This window comes from Verrucomicrobiota bacterium (assembly GCA_016871495.1).
In the GTDB taxonomy this organism is placed as follows: Bacteria; Verrucomicrobiota; Verrucomicrobiia; order Limisphaerales; family VHDF01; genus VHDF01.
Window position 1 is genome coordinate 1 of record VHDF01000100.1, and the last position, 17,655, is coordinate 17,655.

General features: G+C 61.8%; 13 protein-coding genes. 9 read left to right on the forward strand and 4 right to left on the reverse strand.

From position 1 onward, the window contains the following. Nucleotides 1–73: 73 nt before the first annotated feature. The 8 genes from FJ404_16920 to FJ404_16955 all read left to right on the forward strand — a co-directional run bounded on the left by FJ404_16920 (nucleotide 74) and on the right by FJ404_16955 (nucleotide 8,923). Nucleotides 74–379, forward strand: a complete 306-nt coding sequence (locus tag FJ404_16920; GenBank protein MBM3824540.1) for a hypothetical protein — start codon at nucleotides 74–76, stop codon at nucleotides 377–379. Between the two features lie 81 nt (nucleotides 380–460). Then, nucleotides 461–1,963 carry a hypothetical protein gene (locus tag FJ404_16925; protein ID MBM3824541.1) on the forward strand — a complete coding sequence of 501 codons (1,503 nt, stop codon included), beginning with the start codon at nucleotides 461–463 and terminating at the stop codon, nucleotides 1,961–1,963. Between the two features lie 214 nt (nucleotides 1,964–2,177). Further along, nucleotides 2,178–2,876: a hypothetical protein gene (locus tag FJ404_16930; protein ID MBM3824542.1), complete on the forward strand. Its 699-nt coding sequence runs from the start codon at nucleotides 2,178–2,180 to the stop codon at nucleotides 2,874–2,876. Nucleotides 2,877–3,579: 703 nt separating this feature from the next. After that, nucleotides 3,580–3,873: a ferrous iron transport protein A gene (locus FJ404_16935; protein MBM3824543.1), complete on the forward strand. Its 294-nt coding sequence runs from the start codon at nucleotides 3,580–3,582 to the stop codon at nucleotides 3,871–3,873. 3 nt (nucleotides 3,874–3,876) lie between these two features. Further along, nucleotides 3,877–4,119, forward strand: coding sequence for a ferrous iron transport protein A (locus tag FJ404_16940; protein MBM3824544.1), 243 nt, complete (start codon nucleotides 3,877–3,879; stop codon nucleotides 4,117–4,119). Further along, on the forward strand, nucleotides 4,116–6,341 hold the full coding sequence (feoB, locus tag FJ404_16945; protein ID MBM3824545.1) for a ferrous iron transport protein B: 2,226 nt from the start codon (nucleotides 4,116–4,118) through the stop codon (nucleotides 6,339–6,341). Before FJ404_16940 ends, feoB begins: the two co-directional genes overlap by 4 nt. Before the next feature lie 31 nt (nucleotides 6,342–6,372). Next, nucleotides 6,373–7,710: a histidinol dehydrogenase gene (gene hisD / locus FJ404_16950; GenBank protein MBM3824546.1), complete on the forward strand. Its 1,338-nt coding sequence runs from the start codon at nucleotides 6,373–6,375 to the stop codon at nucleotides 7,708–7,710. A 22-nt stretch (nucleotides 7,711–7,732) separates the two neighbouring features. Then, nucleotides 7,733–8,923: an aminotransferase class I/II-fold pyridoxal phosphate-dependent enzyme gene (locus FJ404_16955; GenBank protein MBM3824547.1), complete on the forward strand. Its 1,191-nt coding sequence runs from the start codon at nucleotides 7,733–7,735 to the stop codon at nucleotides 8,921–8,923. A gap of 72 nt (nucleotides 8,924–8,995) precedes the next feature. On the opposite strand, the gene FJ404_16960 is transcribed toward FJ404_16955, so the two are convergent. Next, complete coding sequence (locus FJ404_16960; GenBank protein ID MBM3824548.1) at nucleotides 8,996–10,036, reverse strand: VPDSG-CTERM sorting domain-containing protein; 1,041 nt, start codon at nucleotides 10,034–10,036, stop codon at nucleotides 8,996–8,998. Here FJ404_16960 and FJ404_16965 point away from each other — a divergent pair. Continuing rightward, nucleotides 9,663–13,238: a tetratricopeptide repeat protein gene (locus FJ404_16965; protein MBM3824549.1), complete on the forward strand. Its 3,576-nt coding sequence runs from the start codon at nucleotides 9,663–9,665 to the stop codon at nucleotides 13,236–13,238. The genes FJ404_16960 and FJ404_16965 overlap by 374 nt on opposite strands. Before the next feature lie 112 nt (nucleotides 13,239–13,350). On the opposite strand, the gene FJ404_16970 is transcribed toward FJ404_16965, so the two are convergent. From FJ404_16970 to FJ404_16980, 3 genes are read right to left on the reverse strand one after another with little or no spacing between them, the layout of a single operon-like run. Further along, a complete protein-coding gene (locus FJ404_16970; GenBank protein MBM3824550.1) occupies nucleotides 13,351–13,701 on the reverse strand; it encodes a VOC family protein in 351 nt (116 codons plus the stop codon). Nucleotides 13,702–13,707: 6 nt separating this feature from the next. Continuing rightward, nucleotides 13,708–16,221 (reverse strand): ABC transporter permease, encoded by a 2,514-nt coding sequence (locus FJ404_16975; protein ID MBM3824551.1) that lies wholly within the window; start codon nucleotides 16,219–16,221, stop codon nucleotides 13,708–13,710. Nucleotides 16,222–16,245: 24 nt separating this feature from the next. Next, complete coding sequence (locus FJ404_16980; GenBank protein ID MBM3824552.1) at nucleotides 16,246–17,208, reverse strand: FtsX-like permease family protein; 963 nt, start codon at nucleotides 17,206–17,208, stop codon at nucleotides 16,246–16,248. Nucleotides 17,209–17,655 lie beyond the last annotated feature (447 nt).

Consider the following 17,655-nt stretch of genomic DNA (forward strand, 5'->3'; position numbering starts at 1 on the left):
CAACCATGCCCCGGTTGATCCGGCGGCACAGCCTGCTTTGGGCCCCGGCTTTCCCTCGCTCCCCGAGTTGCGGATGTTGTCTCCCTTTGCGGGGGCTCATGGGATTGAAAAAGCCGGACTTCCACTGGCGGACGGTTGTTTTGAGTTCGAGGTTTACGGAGCCGGGAAGGATTTGAAGTCGGCTCCGGACAAGGTGGGGACCCTGCGGTTGGAATCGCTCGAGGCGGGGCTCTTCATCGGCAGCGCGGACTTTTATGAATTTGACGCCGAGTCGGGGCGCGATTTCTTAAGGACGCGGGGGGTTGGAGTCCTCGCCCCTCTCCGTGCCCGTGTTTCCGCGGGGACGTTACCACGGATATTGGCGTTCCAAGGGTTTTGAAACCCGTTCCAGGGGCGGTGAGCACCGGATGACGTTGCGCGGTGAGTTCCAACGCATTTCTTCCGTGGCCTACAGCACCGGATGACGTTGCGCGGTGAGTTCCAACGCATTTCCTCCGTGGCCTACAATGTCTGGGAACCTCCGGTCCCATGCGACATCGTGATCAAAGCGCCGGAGCGGGATTCGAGCGGGGAGGGGCTGATTGTCGAAGCCGAGTGCGAGGTGAGGATTGATTCGGGGGCGTTGGGGCCGGCGATGCGGATTCGGCACGTCTCGCCTTATTTTCGGCACGCGACGATCGAGATCGATTCGGAAGACGGACTGGAACCTCCGCTTGACAACGGCCGTGGCCAGGACTGGGCGACGGTGTTTGGCCAAGCCGGTTGGAGCGTTGAAGTTGAAACGGGGCGCATCGAGGTGCCGACGCCCGCGATCGGAGGATTCGCCTTGCCGGAACTTCACGACGCGATGATCAAATCGCGGTCTGCTTCCGATTTGGATTCACGCTGGCGTTATCACGTGGCTGCGGTGAAGCACTTTGTGGGACCGGATGCGCCACTCGGGATCGCTTTCGACCATGAGTTCCACGACTACAATGGTGTTCCTCGCGAAGGAGTGGCGGTGAATGCCGAGGCGGAATTGCCCCGGCAGAATATTTACGGCCCCTTTGCCGGCAAGCGGGTGCGTGAGTCTCCCGAAATCTATTTTTGGGTCGCGGTGCACGAAGTGGGCCATGCCATGGGGCTTTATCACAATCATCTTGGTTGCGGCATCATGGAGACGCTCTCGGGATTGGCGGCACGTTCCACCCCATCCGGCCTTGCTGCCGAGGTGCGGCTCCCCGCTTTCGAGGCCGGGGATGTGTTGAGGTTGAGGCATTTGCCGGATCTCTTTGTGCGTCCGGGAGGCTTGCCCTGGGAGACCCAGGGTTTGGTGGAGGATCGCGGCGACGCGATCGAGAAGGTCGCCGGCTTGTTCCTCCCGAAGTCGCGGGGCGAACCGCGGGGAGCGTTCGAATTGAGCCTGGAAACGACAGCCTCAACGCTGCCTCCAGGGGCTCCGCTTCGGGTCGATCTGAGTTTGCGCAATCGATCGGGCTTCGCTTGTCACGTGCCGGCGAGGATCGGGCTTTCGACACCTTTTGTGAGCGGCTGTGTGGTGGGGCCGGACGGATTGGAGAATGAGTTCCGCTCGCTCTTCAAGCCCGTCAACATCGAGGGTGAAGTGAGGTTGGAGGACGGAGCATCTCTGCTGGACAGTCTGACGCTTTTGCGGGGACAACGCGGCGCTCTCTTTCAGAAAACGGGCCGACACACGCTTTGGGTCGAAATCGGATGGGAACATGGTGGGGAGGCTTTTCGAGTTCGAAGCCGCTTGGATTTGGAGGTGATGGCGCCGGCTGGACGAACCGACACGGTGGTGGCCAGGGAGTTAATCCGCACGCCGGAAACGCTCTGGTATCTCGCGGTGGGCCGGGCCGAGGCTTTTCGCGCGGGTGAACGAGCGATCGACCGGGCCTTGGACAGCGGCGCCTTGAGGGCTCACTTCGGTTATGTGAAGGCAAGGGGAGTAACGAATCCGTAATTCAGGCTGCGCGAGGATTGGAAGACGGCGGGCAAGCTTTTAGAGGATCCCGCCAACTTCACTTGGTTGAACCGTCGTGAGAAGGTGCGGGCTGCCGCCATGAAGTCGTCCGCGGCGCGGAGGGGAGCGTCCGCCCGAGCCTCGCAGTGATCGCGCACCGCCAGCCTTAAGCGAAGGCACCCGTTCTGGGGGTGCGGGCGGAATCGATTGAAACATGAAAAAGCCGACGTTCTGTTACTGGTCTGTCGCCACCGGGGAATACGCAAGGCTTGCGTCCGCCATGGTCGCGTCCGCCCGGGCGGTGGGGGTGCAGGAGGACTTTCATATTTGGACCGATGCCGAGGAAGTTCCCGGTGCCAGGGTGCATGCGGCAGGGGAGTTTGATCCCTGGGGATGGTTGTTTAAGTTGGTGTTCCTTCGTGAGCAAGCGGCAAAGCTCCCTTATGATTACCTGGTTTTTTTGGATACGGACCATTGGTTCGTCAGGCATCCGGGTGACATTGCCGGGCGATTTAGCGACGTGCCGATGCACATCACCCTCGAGGCGGATTTGACCCGCGAGGAGGGATTTCTTTACTGGTGGGAGTATCCGACGTTGTGGTTCGTGGATTCCATGCGCAAGGCGGGGGTGACGACGCCGGGAGTTTACGCGGTCAACGCCGGGATGTTCGTTGTCCGGAGAGACGCGGCGGAAGAGGTCTATCGGTTGGCCGACCAATTCTGGGGGCATTGCAAGCGCAGGGGGGCGATTTATGTCGATGAACCGTTGCTTTCCTATGCCATGCACAGGTTGTGTTCTGACGTCAGCCGTCACACCTTGGAAGCAACGGGGGATTTTTGGGCGACGGATCTGGATGGACTCTATCAGAACACGCTTCCGGAGGATCGACCTTTCGACTTTCGCGGACTGTAGTGGGGAAACTCGGTGCGGGTGCGTCCCGCGATCGTGCATGCGATTCGCAGCAAGCGTCTATTGATGAATCACGCCCGTACGATCTCAGCGGATGCCTTGAACCTTAAAACGGCAATTGCCCTTAATCCTCCCGACTAACTTGAGCATCAAGTTAGTCGGGAGGTTGAAGAATCGTCACCTCCCATCCTGGACTCGCCTTGGAACGAGGAACCACGCCGGGAGGGCTGCGTTCCACCGCAGCCCATCTTGATCACCCTCTGACAAGGTGGGACGGCGGTGGAACGCCGCCCTCCCGGACCGAGGTGCATGGACACCTCGGGTGATCCGCATGCACGCCGTGGTTGCCCTGGGCAGTCGTCCCCCAACAACGAAGTGATTCTGCTCGATCTGCTGCGACTGGCTTTCAGCACAGTCGCGCTCCGAAGACGAATCACTGACCAGATCCATCAAGGATAGGCCTCGTGCTTCTTCATGTCTTTCTCATCCAGGCCTTTGCATATCTTTACCACGTTCAACGGCCGTTTTAAGCAAAAGAACTCCGCCGGGCCGGGGTGCGGAATGATGAGTAACTTGAGCATCAAGTTAGTCGGGAGGTTAGCTGTATTCATCCCGTAAGTCCGTGGTGATCAATCTTTGATTTGTGGATCTCGGATCGAGAATCCTTCTTGAAACGGAGTCTCAATAAACCTAGTTTGGCACCGTTGTGAGTCACGGTTCCGATCATGATTGCGCCGAGGCGGGCCATTGTCCCAAGCCCGACGTCTGCCCTTTGAACGAGATCCGCGCGGGGTCCTCGGCCCGCATTCGCGTCATTGACACGTCTCCTGAACTCGCTGTCCGGCTCCGCGAAATGGGTTTCTGCGAGGATCAGCAGGTGCGGATGATCAGCCAGCATCACAGCGTGATTTGCCAGGTCTGCAATATGCGGGTCGGCATCAGCAACCAGATCGCGGAGCGAATTCTGGTCGAACGAATCGGATCCAGCCTGCCTGCTTGATTGATGAGCGGGCCGCTGCAACCGCTAAGCTCCCTGGCGGTGGGCGATCGCGCCACCATCGCCGAGATCGCCGTCCCTTCCGAGGATAAAGGCCGACTCCTGGAGATGGGCCTGCTCAAAGGCACGCCGATCGAGTTGGTCCGGTTCGCCCCTCTGGGCGATCCCATCGAAATCAAGGTGCGCGGCTATCACCTGACCCTGCGCCGACACGAAGCCGACCTCATCCAGGTCGCTACCCGCCCATGACTGCGGTTTCCCGCCCATTCCTGGCGGCTCTAACCGGGAATCCCAACTGCGGCAAGACCACCCTTTTCAACGCGCTGACCGGTTTGCGCGCCAAGGTTGGGAATTATGCCGGGGTCACGGTCGAACGGAAAGAAGGCCGCCTGGCCTCCGTCCCGAAAGACGCACCTCCGACCACGATTCTTGACCTGCCCGGCACCTACAGCCTGATGCCTCAATCGGTGGATGAAAAAATCGCCCGGGACGTGCTGCTGCAAGAGAGTCCCGGCGTCGCACCGCCCTCCTTGGTCGTCGTCGTCATCGACGCGTCGAATCTCGAGCGAAACCTCTACTTTGCCACCCAGGTGCTTGAAGTGGGTTATCCCACGGTCGTCGCGCTGAACATGATGGACGTTGCGGAGCGCAATGGGCAACGGGTGGACGCCGAGGCACTCTCCCGTCGGCTGGGCGCTCCCGTTTTCCCCATGAGCGCCAATCTTGGCGCCGGCGTGGAAGCCCTGCGGCTTCGTATTCTGGAATGCGCCCGGGGCCAATTGCCAAACCCGGCGAGGCATCGCTTCGGAGAGTATCCCGCCGCCCTTGAGGAGGCCGCCACCCGAATCGAACGGCTTCTGATCGAGGAGGGAACGCCCGCCTCGCCTGCGTCCCTTTCCGCCGCCTCCGCCCGCCTCAAACTGTGCGATCCGAAATACCCTCGCGAAGGCGAGACTTCCTCACCCGCTCTGGCGCAGGCCGTGCGTGTCGAGCGCGTTCGATTGGAACAAGCCGGAGTGGATTGGAGAACGCTCCCGATCGAGGAACGCTACGCCGCAGTCACCCAAATTCATCATGACGTGGTGGACGAATCGGGAGCACCCGCCGAAACGTTCAGCGACCGGCTGGATCGGGTCCTGACGCACAAGTTGTGGGGCGCGGCCATCTTCATCGCGATCATGGCGGTGATGTTTCAGAGCATTTTTACTTTCGCCGAGGTTCCGATGACCGCCATCGAAGCTGGCTTTGCGGCGCTCGGCCATGCCATCGGAACGAGGATGGCTCCGGGAGATCTCAACAGTCTGCTCGTCGATGGCGTCATCGCCGGTGTGGGGTCCGTGGTGGTCTTTCTCCCTCAGATTCTGCTGCTCTTTCTGTTCATCGGTTTGCTCGAGGATACCGGCTACATGGCTCGCGCCGCGTTCTTGATGGACCGGCTCATGAGCAAGGTGGGACTGCACGGCAAGAGTTTCATCCCGATGCTCAGTTCCTTCGCTTGCGCCATTCCCGGGATCATGGCCACCCGCACGATCGAGACCCCCAAAGACCGCCTGGCCACCATCCTTGTCGCGCCGCTCATGAGCTGTTCCGCCCGGCTGCCAGTTTATGTGCTGCTCATCGCCGCGTGTATTCCGAGCGGATCCGTCCTCGGCATCGTCTGGTACTCCACGCTCGTCATGCTCTCCATGTATTTGCTGGGCATCGTCGCCGCGTTGATCATGGCCTGGGTTTTCAAATCCACGCTGTTGAAAGGCCAGGCGCCCATGCTGATCATGGAACTGCCTCCGTATCGGCGCCCGGTTCTCAAAGTGGTCCTGCGCCACATGTGGGAACGGTCCAAACTTTTCCTCCGCCGGGCGGGCACCGTCATCCTCGGCATCAATATCCTGCTCTGGTTCCTCGCCAGTTATCCCAAGAATCCTGCTCTCGAGCAGCGATTCGAACAGGAAAGGGCGGCCCTGGAAGCCCGCCGTGCCTCGCTCGAACCCGGCGCGTTCGAAGCGGCTCAGAAGGAGGTGGACCACGTTGAGGCGGGCGAACTCCTGCGTGCCAGTTATGCCGGCATGCTTGGACGAGCCACGGAACCCTTCATTGCCCCGCTGGGATTCGACTGGAAGATCGGCATCGGCATCGTGGCTTCGTTCGCCGCCCGCGAGGTTTTTGTCAGCACCATGTCCACGGTTTACAATTTGGGCTCGGAAGACGAGGACGATCCCATTCCCAATCTGGCCAAGGTATTGCGAGAGCAAAAGCGCGCCGACGGGCGCCTTCTTTACACGCCTCTCTTGGGCATGACCTTGATGGTTTTTTACGTGTTCGCGCTGCAGTGTGTCAGCACCGTGGCGGTGGTTCGGCGCGAAACCAACGGGTGGAAATGGCCGGTGATTCAATGGCTTTACATGGGGGCGCTGGCGTGGGGGTTCGCGTTCCTGGTGTATCGCGGAGGGCTCTGGCTCGGCTTCCAGGGTTGAGATTTCATTTTCGACTCCATACGGTTTCCCCATGTTGCGAACACTCGACGCGAGAGATCCGGGCTTCAACACCTGGATCGCGGAACAATCGGCCGACTCCAGCCTCTTCGATCCCGAAATTGAGAAGCGAGCACGCACCGTCGTTGAAGCCGTCATGGAACGAGGGGACGCCGCTCTGGTTGAATTCACCAAGCGATTCGATGGCGCGGACGTTCCGCCTCACGATTTTGCTGTTTCCGCCGCCGAGTATATGAACGCGGCGCTCGCGGCCTCGCAGGAATTGCGGCTGGCTGTTCAGGCTGCCGCCAAGAACATCGAACGTTTCAGCCGGCGATCCCTGCGCCGGGGGTGGACCACGCGCAATCTTGAGGGCGCCAAAGTGGGGGAGAAATTCGACCCTTTCCGCCGCGTTGGCATCTACATTCCGGGTGGCACGGCCCCGCTCGCCTCCACCGCGCTGATGACCATCGTGCTGGCCAGGGTTGCCGGCTGCCCTGAAATCGTGGTTTGCACTCCCTGCGACTCCAAGGGGCGGATTAATCCCGCCATGCTCCACGCCATTCGCACCGCCGGCGCCACCGAAGTTTACCGATTGGGCGGCGCTCAAGCCATCGCCGCCATGGCGCTCGGAACCTCCACCGTGCGGCGGGTGGACAAAGTGTTTGGCCCGGGCAACGCCTATGTCGTGGCGGCCAAACGGATGTTGTTCGGCAGGGTGGCCCTCGACCTGTTGCCCGGTCCGAGCGAAGTCCTCGTCCTCGCGGATGCCACGGCCCCGGCTCGTTACATCGCCGCGGATCTCCTCGCGCAGGCGGAGCATGGATCAGGTCATGAGCGTTGCTGGCTGGTGACACCCTCCAACGCCCAAATCCAAGCGGTGCGCTCGGAAATGATTCGCCAGCTCCCGGATTTGGGGCGGCGTGAATTCATCGAGAAGGCCGTTCGCACCCATGGCTGGGCGATCCGCGTCGATTCGATGGAACACGGGGTTGAGGTGGCCAATCGGCTCGCCCCTGAGCATTGCGAAATTCATGCCAAAAACCCCTCGCGGTGGGCCAAAAATTTGACCACGTCTGGAGCCCTGTTCCTGGGGCCCTACTCCCCGACCGTTCTGGGTGATTATGTCGCGGGTCCGAGCCATACTCTGCCCACCGGCGGCGCGGGCAGGTCCTTCGCCGGTTTGACGGTCGATCAATTCCAACGACGCACCAGCGTGGTCGAGTATTCCGCCGCATCCGCGCGCAAGGCGATGTCCGCGGTGCAAATTTTCGCCTCCATGGAAGGCCTCGACGCGCACGGACGGTCCCTCAGCATCCGCTTCGAATCGAAGCGCTCGGGATCCCGTCGCGCGAAGCGAGCACGCGCTTGAAGCCCCTGCCGTCCCACCCCGCATGCCCACTCTTCGTTCTCCGCGCGCTCGTGGCCGCCGCGCTTCCCGCATCCCGGCCCGGCAACCCCGGAAGCTCATCCGCGAATCGGTGCGTTCGTTGCACGGTTACATTCCGGGGGAACAACCCAAAATCAGCGGCCTGATCAAACTCAACACCAACGAGAATCCCTACCCTCCTTCCCCCAGAGTTCTCCGTGCCGTGCGAGCCGCCGTGGATGAACGATTGCGATTGTATCCCAATCCCGCTGCTGCGCCGCTCCGGGAGGCCCTGGCGGATTATCATCGTTGCGCACCAGACCAAGTTCTGATCGGCAACGGTTCGGACGATTGCCTGGCGCTGATCATTCGAGCACTGGTCGAGCCGATCTCGCCGCCCGGCTTGCCCGCGCCTGAGGGAGTCCCATCGCGATCACTGGTGCAATACCTGTTCCCGTGTTATTCGCTCTATCCTGTATTGGCACGCATTCACGGCGCCGAACCCTGGCCGGTCCCTCTCCTGAACGACTTCAGCCTCCCTTCACCCCGGGAACTTCGGCGGGGGGGGCGCTGGCGGCCGGATGCAGCGGTCACCCTGATCACCACTCCGAATGCTCCTTCAGGCCGAGGCTACATGACGCGGGAACTCGAACGATGCTGCCTTGCTCATCGTGGAGCCGTGGTCCTCGATGAAGCTTATGCCGATTTCGCGGACGAAAACGCCATGTCACTGGCTCTCGAGCACTCGAACGTTCTCGTGACGCGAACCTTCTCCAAGGCCTACTCCCTCTGCTTTCAGCGAGTGGGTTATGTGGTTGCCCACCCGCACTTGATTGAGGCGATGGACAAAATCAGGGACAGCTACAACGTCAATGGGCTGGGTCAGGTCGCTGCACTTGCTTCCCTCCGGGACTCGGCCTATTACCGCCGCGGATTTGCCCGGATCAAACGGGGCCGATTAGGCCTCACGCGTTCACTCGAGGCCCTTGGTTTCACGGTTCTCCCCAGCCAGGCCAATTTCGTCCTGGCCAAGCCGCCGGTTGGCAACGCCGAAGCCTGGCTGCGATTCTTGCGCGACCGCAAGATCCTGGTGCGTTGGTTCGATTCGCCGACTCTCCGAGACTGGCTGCGCATCACGGTCGGGAACGATCGGGAGATCCACGCTGTCCTTCGCGCTTCCAAGGCATGGATTACCGGATCGAGGTCAGGGATTTAACCGAAAAGGGCAAACCGCCTCCTCCAGAGGAGGCGATTTGCCCCGGTATCGTCTTCGCTCGATCGTCCTCGATCAGGAACGCTTGCGACGCGCCAGAAAGAAGGAACCGAACGCGAGTCCGCACAGAGCCGCTGTGCTTCCGCCGTCCGGAACAGGTGCCGGAGTATAAGTGTCCGCGGTAATTTCCACCGCGTAACCATTCGAACCTCCGTGATCCTCCAGGAGGAGTTGCAGGTAGTGAGTGCCGGCTGCGAAATCACCCAGGTTCAAGGTGTACTCCCAAATCCCGACCCCGCCTGCAGCCCGGGCTCCAAAGATGTAGTTTCCATCGAGCCAGGCGTAAATTCCGTTGTCCACGCCGAACTTCGCCACCACGTTTTGGGCGCCCAAGGTATCGAATTTGTAAATAACGGCCACTTCGTTTCCAGGTGTCCACGAGTTCGGGATCGACATGGGACCGCTCCAATTCGAGTTCAGCGCGCCCGGCGTCGTGAGCCAATTGCCGAGGATGCCGCTGGCCGCCGAAATATCGGGGGCGGTCGGAAAGCTCACCGTGGAATCATCGAAGACCGGAAAGGGCTGTGCGGAGTCGTGCGGATTCCCATTCGACAGGTTCAGGATCGTCCCGAGGTTGTTGTTGTAGTATCCCGGATCCAAGGTTTGAACGAGTACCACGGCGTGAGCGGACGTCACGCTCATCCCCACCAATCCCGCCAAGATAAGATGTTTTGATTTCATAATGGATGACTCTACTTCACGAACTTTTCTGCCAATGCCATGTGAGGTCGCCGGTTTGGTCGAACGGCACAGGGCACTGAGCAGGCCGAATGCCATTTCAAACTTTGAGAATGCTCGTCGTGGGAGCAACAGTCCCTGCCCAGCGAGGAACCTACCGAATCGATCCCCGCCCCGCCCTGACTCCCATTCGCCCCGGAAGGCAAACTCCCGGCCCATTTGCCCTTTGCGACGCTTTTCAATTGAGGCAGAATGGTGCGGCCATTCACCGACCATGATTCGTCCTTCCTTTGCCTCAGCCGCCCGCGCGATCTTCGTCCTCGGCCTCTTCTTTGCGTCGGGTTGTTCACGACCCAGCGAGACGTCCGGCGATTTCATCCGATGGATGAACTCCGGAAAGTCCCAGTATGAAGCCGGCCAGATCGCCCCCGCCCTCGAAGCCTTCAACAAAGCCGCCGCGCTGGATCCATCATCGCTCGACGCCCGCCACAATTTGGCGGCCGCCCTGCTCCGGGCCGGCAGGCCGGAGGATGCCCTGCGTGAGACCGGCGAGATCCTCAAGCGCGATCCCACCTCCGCGTCGGCGCTCTATCTCGCGGGTTGCGCTCAGCTCCGTCAGGGACGTGCCGAACCCGCGCTGAAACTTTTCCAGCAAGTCAAGGAGATGGATCGCACGATCAATCCGGTGAGCTACCAACTCGGCAGGGCTCATCAGTTGCTGGGACAGTTTGAGGAAGCGCGCAAGCAATTTGAGGAAGTGATCGAATTTGATCCCGGGCATCCCGCCGCTCATTACAGCCTGAGCCAAGTGTTGCAACGGCTCAACCGAGCCGAGGAGGCAACTCGCGCCATCGAACGTCATCAACAGATCCTTGCCGCCCGCACGGACCCCTCGAATGACGCTTATGTGGTCGAGAAATGCGTCTATACCGCCGCCCGGGCTCCCTTCATCCTCGAACAACCCGACGCCAAAGGCATCGCGGTGCGCTTCTTCGACGCCACTGCCCAAGCGCTTGGGCCAGCCGCGTCCCATTATCGCGCGCCCCTTGCTCTTCTGGACACGCAACAGCAGGGAACCCAAGATTTGTTCGTGCGAGATGCCGAGGGATTTCGCCTGCTGTCCCAAGCCAAAGGGGTGTTCACGCCACGCGGCCCAAGCTTGCCGGCCCCCTCCACCCTGGTCTACCGGCAAGCCCTGGTGGGTGACCTCGACAATGACCGCTACGAGGACGTCATCGTGTTGGGAGAAAAGTCGAGCCACGTCTTTCGCTTCGCCACCAATGCCCAAGTGCGGGAAACCACCGCCTTCATTGGACTCAAGGACCTCACCGGATCGAGTGGACTCCTCGCCGACCTCGACTTCACCGGAAAACTTGATCTGCTTTCTTTCACTCCCGCGGACCGTTCCCCGCGAGTGCATCGGAACCTGGGAAACTATTTCACCACGAAGGGCGTCACTTCGGGTCCCCCCGCCACGCTCCAAGGCATTGCGCACCCAGTGCTGGACGACTGGAACAACGATGATCTCCCCGACTTGTGGCTCGTGCGGGACCAAGCCCCGCCTCAACTGCTGTTGAAGCAGCGAGGAGGAGGCTATCTGCCCACCAATGCGATTCCCGATTTGCCCCACGCAGTCGGCCTGATGTCGGCGGACTTCAACAACGACCTCCACAGTGATCTCCTCCTGCTTTCCGGGAAAGACATCAATCTTTGGGACGGAACGACGCTGAAACGCACCGTGATCGCGGCGGGTCTCCAAGGCCTCACCCACCTCGGGGCTTTCGATTATGACAACGATGGCTGGCTGGACATCGCTGCTTGGGGAAGAGGACTTCGTGTCTGGCGCAATCTCGGCCAGCAAGGCTTCAAAGAAATGACCTCGGAGGCTGGATTGTCTTCAGCCGGAGGCTGGAGCGTCGCCGAGGTGAAATTCGCCGATCTTGATGGCGACGGTGACACTGACGCGGTCGCAGCCTTGAGCGAAGGCGGCCTCAAGCTCCTTCGCAACGAAGGCGGAAATGCCAATCTCCAACTGAAACTTCGGCTTCTGGGCAACCGGTCGAACGCCAGCGGCCTTGGCCACAGAGTTGAACTCATCGCAGGCGGATTAAGAGTCGCTCGGTTCATCCGGGAACTACCCGTCGAAATCGGCGTCGGACAGCACAAGATGCTCGAAACATTGACCGTCAAATGGTCCGACTTGGCCCCTCCCATCGTGGATGTCGCCGTCACCGCATCCACCGTGCTGCCGATCGTGGAACTGCAAAGCCCCACTGGTTCCTGCCCCTACCTCTACGCGTGGGATGGCAGCCGATTCCGGTTCGTGACCGACCTGCTTGGGGCCGCCCCGGTTGGACTGCCCGTGGCCGACGGACGCTACATCCAAGCGGACACGTCAGAATGGGTTTGGATCGGGGACTCCAGCCAGTTTCAGCCCAAGAACGGCGATTATGTCCTTCAGATCACGGAAGAACTGCGGGAGGTTCTTTATCTGGACCAAGCCCTGCTCGCGGTGGTGGATCATCAGCCGGGCACTGAAGTTCATCCTTCCAACAAGTTGATGCCGGGCCCGCCATTTCCTGCCGCCGAACTCGTCACGGTCGGAAAAAGGCGACCCTTGCTCGGGGCTTCCAGGTTGAGTGGTGAGAACATTACTTCCGCCCTTGCCGAGAACGACGGGAAAGTGGTTTCGCCCGAAAAACTCCGCGGGCCTCAATTGCGTGGCATGGCCGAACCTTTCGGCATGGAGTTGGATTTTGGCGAACTGCCCCCTGGCAAGCCCTGGGTGCTGGCCATGACCGGATGGCTCCGATTTGGTGGAGGCATGGCCAATATGTCCGCCTCCCGCCATGAAGATTTTCCTTTTCCCTTTCCCACGCTGGAAGCGGAGGTTTCCGGAATCTGGAAACCCGTGGATGTCACGGTTGGCGCCCCGGCGGGCAAGACCAAGTCCATCCTCGTCGATTTGGAAAATAAATTACCTCCGGGCACTCGAAAACTTCGCCTGACCATGGCTTTTGAGCTCCATTGGGACCGAATCGCCTTGTTCGAGAAAATGGCCTCTGCCGAGACCCGCATCACCCGCGTCAATCCGCACTCCACGGATTTGCACTGGCGCGGCTACAGCGAATTCGAAGATCGGCCCTGGTTCGAACCCCTGACCCCTGACTATCGCCGCGTCAAATCTCAGCCGGACTGGCGCCTCTCGATCACAGGTTGGTGCACGCGATACGGTGAAGTGGATCGATTAGTCTCCGCCCGCGACGACGCTCTGGTGGTGATGAACGGTGGAGACGAACTGACATTGCGATTCTCCACCGCTCACATTCCTCCAGGCGCGCCGGGCACACAGCGCAACTTTTTCCTTTTTACGGATGGATGGGACAAGGACGCGGACTACCACGTCAAACGGGGTCAGACCGTCGATCCGCTGCCTTTCCACGGCATGGATGATCAGCGTTACGGATCCCAACCGCGTCCGAGATTCCCCAACGACGAATGGATGGAACAAACACGCACCCGTTGGACGGGTCCGTGGAATTTCGCGCGCCGAAATCCCCGCGCCTCCGCAGTTCCCTGAGGGCAAGTCGGGCTGGCTGCTCGATTCGTCCTGCTGCAACGCGTCAGGCTGGGTCATGGCTTGGTTCGACCGGCCACTGGAAACACACGTTGAAACCGTCCGGATCGGTCGCCTACAACTGCTTCATGCCGCAAGGAGCGATGGCCGGTTCCGTCACTGGGATGCCTTTCGCCTGTAGGTGCCGATACGCGGCGTCCACGTCCGGGCATCCGAAGTAGAGCACGGTGTCGAGATGGGCCGCGACACGGTCCGGATCGGGGGCGGTCGGTCGATCGGGCTTTTCGTGGGCGGTGTTGAGCATCAACTCGATGCTATCGCGCCGGAGCAGCACGCAGCCTATGTCATCCACTGGACCGGCTTGCGCGACGAGTTCAAATCCCAGCGCGTCGCGGTAGAACGCCAGCGACGTCGGCATGTCGAAGATCTGCAGCATGGGGGCAAGACCTTCGATCGGGATGCTCATGCGCGCTCAATCTGCCCGCAAGACGACCATCGGATGAATCCTGCTCGCGCGGCGGGCCGGCAGCCAGCAGGCGAACAGGGCGACGAGCAGCAGGACCAGCGTCACGACCCCATAGGTCAACGGATCGGTGGGGCGGACCTCGTAGAGCAGATTTTGGAGGACCTTTGTCAGCGCCAGAGCAGCCACCACGCCCATGCCGACGCCCCGCGCGGTCAGTCGCATGCCCTGGCGCAGCACGAGCGCGAGCACGCTGTTCCGTGGCGCGCCGAGCGCGATGCGGATGCCGATCTCGCGCTGGCGCTGGGTCACGTGGTAGGCCAGCACGCCGTAGAGGCCGCACGCGGCCAGCAACAACGCGAGTCCGCCGAACAGGTTCAAAAGACCGGCCTGAAATCGCGGCTGGGCGACACTCGCGCTCACGCGGTCGGTCATCAATCGCACATCCGGCGCCGGCACGTTGGGCGCAACGGTTTTGGCCTCGCGATGAAGTGCCGCCATCAACGCGGACGGGTCGCCCGTCGCACGCACGAACAACGTCGGCTTCTGCATCGGCCATTGCCAGTACGACCAGTACACTTCCGGCACGGCCTGCGGTTGTGTCGTCAAGGACTTCACGTCACTCACGACACCGACGATCTCGTTCCAGATGGGAAGACCGACCTTGTCCCGTGCGCCGAGCGCCGGCAACTCTCGCGCGAGGCTGAAGTGTTTGCCCAAGGGTTCCTCGTCGGGAAAGAACCGCCGTACGAAACTCTCGTTGACCAGCACCACCCCGGGCGCGCCAAGCACGTCGGACTCGGTGAAGGTTCGACCTCGCCAGAAGCGCATTCCCACGGTTTCCAGGTAGCCAGGGGTGATCGCTTTGTTGTCAACGGTCGGGCGCTCGGACTTGCGCAGCGCCGGCCGTCCATGAATGGAGAAAGGCTGGAGCGCCGGGCGGTTGTCCTGCCGTAGGAAGCGACTGGCCGCACCCACGGACTGGACGCCGGGAAGTTCGCGGACACGTTTGATCAACTGTTGCAGCCGGATTTGCGGACGCGTGGCGCTGTTGGTAATCCAGGTGGTGTATCCCGCCACGGAAAAATCCAGCTCCGCCGTAACCACCCGCTCGGGTTGAATGCCGTGGTCCACGTTGACGAGGTGGGTGAAGCTTTGCAACATGAGTCCGGCGCCCACGAGCAGCACCGTCGCCAGTGCGACCTCTCCGGACACGAGCAGGCCGCGCAACCGGCCCGCCGAAATCCCGGACGAAGCCACTCGACTATCGCCCTTGAGCGTTTCGTTCACCTCGGTCCGCGAGCCCTGCCAGGCGGGCGCGAGTCCGAACACCATTCCCGTCCACACGGCCCCGATCGCAGTGAACGCCAGGGCCCGGCCATCCACCGCAACGTCCGCCAATCGTGCGATGCCGGCGGGGCTAGCCGCGACGAACAGCTTGACGCCCCAGTGCGCGAGCAACACGCCGGCGATCCCGCCAAGCGACGCCAGCAACACGCTCTCGGTGAGCAACTGCCGGATGATCTGCCAGCGCCGCGCGCCGAGCACCAGGCGCAGCGTGATTTCCTTGCGCCGCGACGCCGCGCGGGCGAGCAGCAGGTTGGCGACATTGCCGCACGCGATGAGGAGGATCAAGCCGACCGCGCCCGACAGGACCAGCAGGGGGCGTTGCGCATGGCCGACCCACTCCTCGTGCAGCGGCACCACGCGGGTTCGCGGTCCGACGCCGGCCTCGGGAAACTGCCGGGCGATGCGTCCCTGGATCACATTCATCTCCGCCTGCGCCTGATCCAGCGTCACACCGGGCTTGAGCCGAGCGACCACTTCAAATCGGGGCGCGCTCCGGTTTGGCGTGCCACCCATCATCCAGCCGGCCGACACCCACAGTTTCTCCCTGGTCGGGAGTTGAAACTCCGGCGGCATGACGCCGACGATGGTGAAGTTGCGCCGCCAGAAGCTGTCGAGGGTCAGGGTTCGCCCGACGACGTTCGCGTCGCCGCCGAAGCGTTCCTGCCAGAAACCGTGACTCAGCACCGCGACGGCGCTTGTATCGGGTGTGTCCTCGCCCGGCAAAAACCAGCGACCCAGCAGCGGCGCCACGCCGAGTGCGGGGAAGAAGCCCGAGGATACGTAGGCACCGGCAATGCGTTCCGTGCTGTCGGGGCCGACGAAGTTGAACTCGCGGCTGCCGTCCCAGGCCGGCGAACAGCTCATCGCCTCGAAAAGCGTGCTCTCCTTCTGCCAGTCCAGGAAGTTCGCCGGCGACACCCGCTGGCGCTCCGTCTCCGGATGACTCTCCCAGATCATGACGATGCGCTCCGGTTCGTTGAACGGCAGCGGCCGCAACAGAACGCTGTTGACGATGCTGAACATGGCCGTGTTGGCCCCGATGCCCAGCGCGAGCGTGAGCACAGCGATGGCGGTGAAGCCGGGATGCTTCAGCAACTGGCGGAGAGCGAAGCGGAGGTCGTGCATGAGATTGGCGATATGCGATTGGCGGCTGTGCGGAAACCGCAGTCGCAAATCTAAAATCGAGAATGCTTTATCTCACTCACTTCTCAACGCGACCATGGGATCAACCTTGGCCGCCCGGCGCGCGGGTGACCAGCAGGCCAGCAGCGTCACGAAGACCAGCATTACAGGCGGCCCGGCCCAGGCCAGCAGATCGGTTGCGCGCACGCCGACCAGCACGCCGGCCAAAGTCTGCGCCACGGCGACGCCCGCCACGACGCCAAGCCCGATCCCCGCGAAAGCCAGCCCGAGCCCCTGATTCAGGATCAGGCGGCGGATGTCCCGGGGTTGTGCGCCGAAAGCGAGCCGAACACCGATCTCCCGCTGCCGTTGTTGCGCTCCCTGCGCGATCACCGCATAGGTGCCCAGTGCTGCCAGTCCCAGCGCGATGGCGCCGAGGAACGTCAGCATCAGCGCGGCAATGCGTGGCACCGCCAGCGACGCCGCCATGTAGGACTCGTAGTCCAGCGAGGCAAACGGCGTGAGCCGGGAATCGATCGAGGTGGTCAGGCGCGCGATGGCGGCGGCCACCGTGGCCGGGGCGGCATGACTGCGCACGGCGAGGGTCAGGTTGCGATGCGCGATCGTTTCCGAGTCGTGATACACGTACGGGAAGGGTGTCTCGTTGAGGGAATAGTATTTGCCTGTCTGAACCACGCCAACGATCCGCGAGTCTCGTCCCCAGATTTTGAACTTCAGCCCCAGCGGGTCGCGTCCCGGGAAGTAGCGGTCCACGAAGGCCTGATTGACCACCGCCACGCGTTCGGATTCAAGCGCGTCGCCTTCGCGGAACTCGCGGCCGGCCAGCAGCGGGATCTGCATGGTGTGGAAATAACCGGGCGAAACAAACCCGACGTGCGTCCCCATCCTTTCGCCGGGTTTGGGGATGTAACCGGGAATCTCAACGCCGCCCCCGGAACCACCTTCGAAACCGAGCGGCAACCAGTCCACCAGCGCCGCTGATTCAACCCCGGGCAGCTCGGCGGCCTCGCGACGCAAGCGCCGATGACGTCGGCCCGGCCGCCGAAGCCATGCTGCCAGAACTCATGCCCTAGCAGCACCACGGGCAGTTCGGCTTTCTGCTCCTCCGCCGTGAAGCTGCGGGCCCAGCCGGGGCGCCACACCCAACGTCTCCAGCAGCGGCCCAGCCGCGTAGCCGACCGCCACGCGCTGCGGCCGGCCGCCGACGAGCAGATTGGCATCTTCGCGGTAGTAGGCGACGAGCCTTTCGAACGAGACAGCCTCAGACATCCTGACCTCATGCGGGGAAAGATTGGGTGGAGTGGAATGGAATTGAGACCAAGAGGGACATTTTCGACTTTCAAGGATGGGGGTGGTGGCGGTGAATAGGTGAATGCCGCAAGTTCAATGACCGATGTTTCCTGCCGGGTCTGTGGAGCTCAACCGCGATCTGGCGTGTCGAACGGAAGGAGACAAAGTGGTCTA

What these genes read in the sequence shown, in the direction of transcription:
- FJ404_16930 (MBM3824542.1), top strand. Translation starts at nt 2,178, where the DNA reads ATGAAAAAGCCGACGTTCTGTTACTGGTCTGTCGCCACCGGGGAATAC.
- FJ404_16940 (MBM3824544.1), top strand. Translation starts at nt 3,877, where the DNA reads ATGAGCGGGCCGCTGCAACCGCTAAGCTCCCTGGCGGTGGGCGATCGC.
- FJ404_16920 (MBM3824540.1), top strand. Translation starts at nt 74, where the DNA reads ATGTTGTCTCCCTTTGCGGGGGCTCATGGGATTGAAAAAGCCGGACTT.
- FJ404_16970 (MBM3824550.1), bottom strand. Translation starts at nt 13,701, where the DNA reads ATGAGCATCCCGATCGAAGGTCTTGCCCCCATGCTGCAGATCTTCGAC.
- FJ404_16925 (MBM3824541.1), top strand. Translation starts at nt 461, where the DNA reads ATGACGTTGCGCGGTGAGTTCCAACGCATTTCCTCCGTGGCCTACAAT.
- FJ404_16960 (MBM3824548.1), bottom strand. Translation starts at nt 10,036, where the DNA reads ATGAAATCGCCGGACGTCTCGCTGGGTCGTGAACAACCCGACGCAAAG.
- hisD (MBM3824546.1), top strand. Translation starts at nt 6,373, where the DNA reads ATGTTGCGAACACTCGACGCGAGAGATCCGGGCTTCAACACCTGGATC.
- FJ404_16965 (MBM3824549.1), top strand. Translation starts at nt 9,663, where the DNA reads ATGGATGACTCTACTTCACGAACTTTTCTGCCAATGCCATGTGAGGTC.
- feoB (MBM3824545.1), top strand. Translation starts at nt 4,116, where the DNA reads ATGACTGCGGTTTCCCGCCCATTCCTGGCGGCTCTAACCGGGAATCCC.
- FJ404_16955 (MBM3824547.1), top strand. Translation starts at nt 7,733, where the DNA reads ATGCCCACTCTTCGTTCTCCGCGCGCTCGTGGCCGCCGCGCTTCCCGC.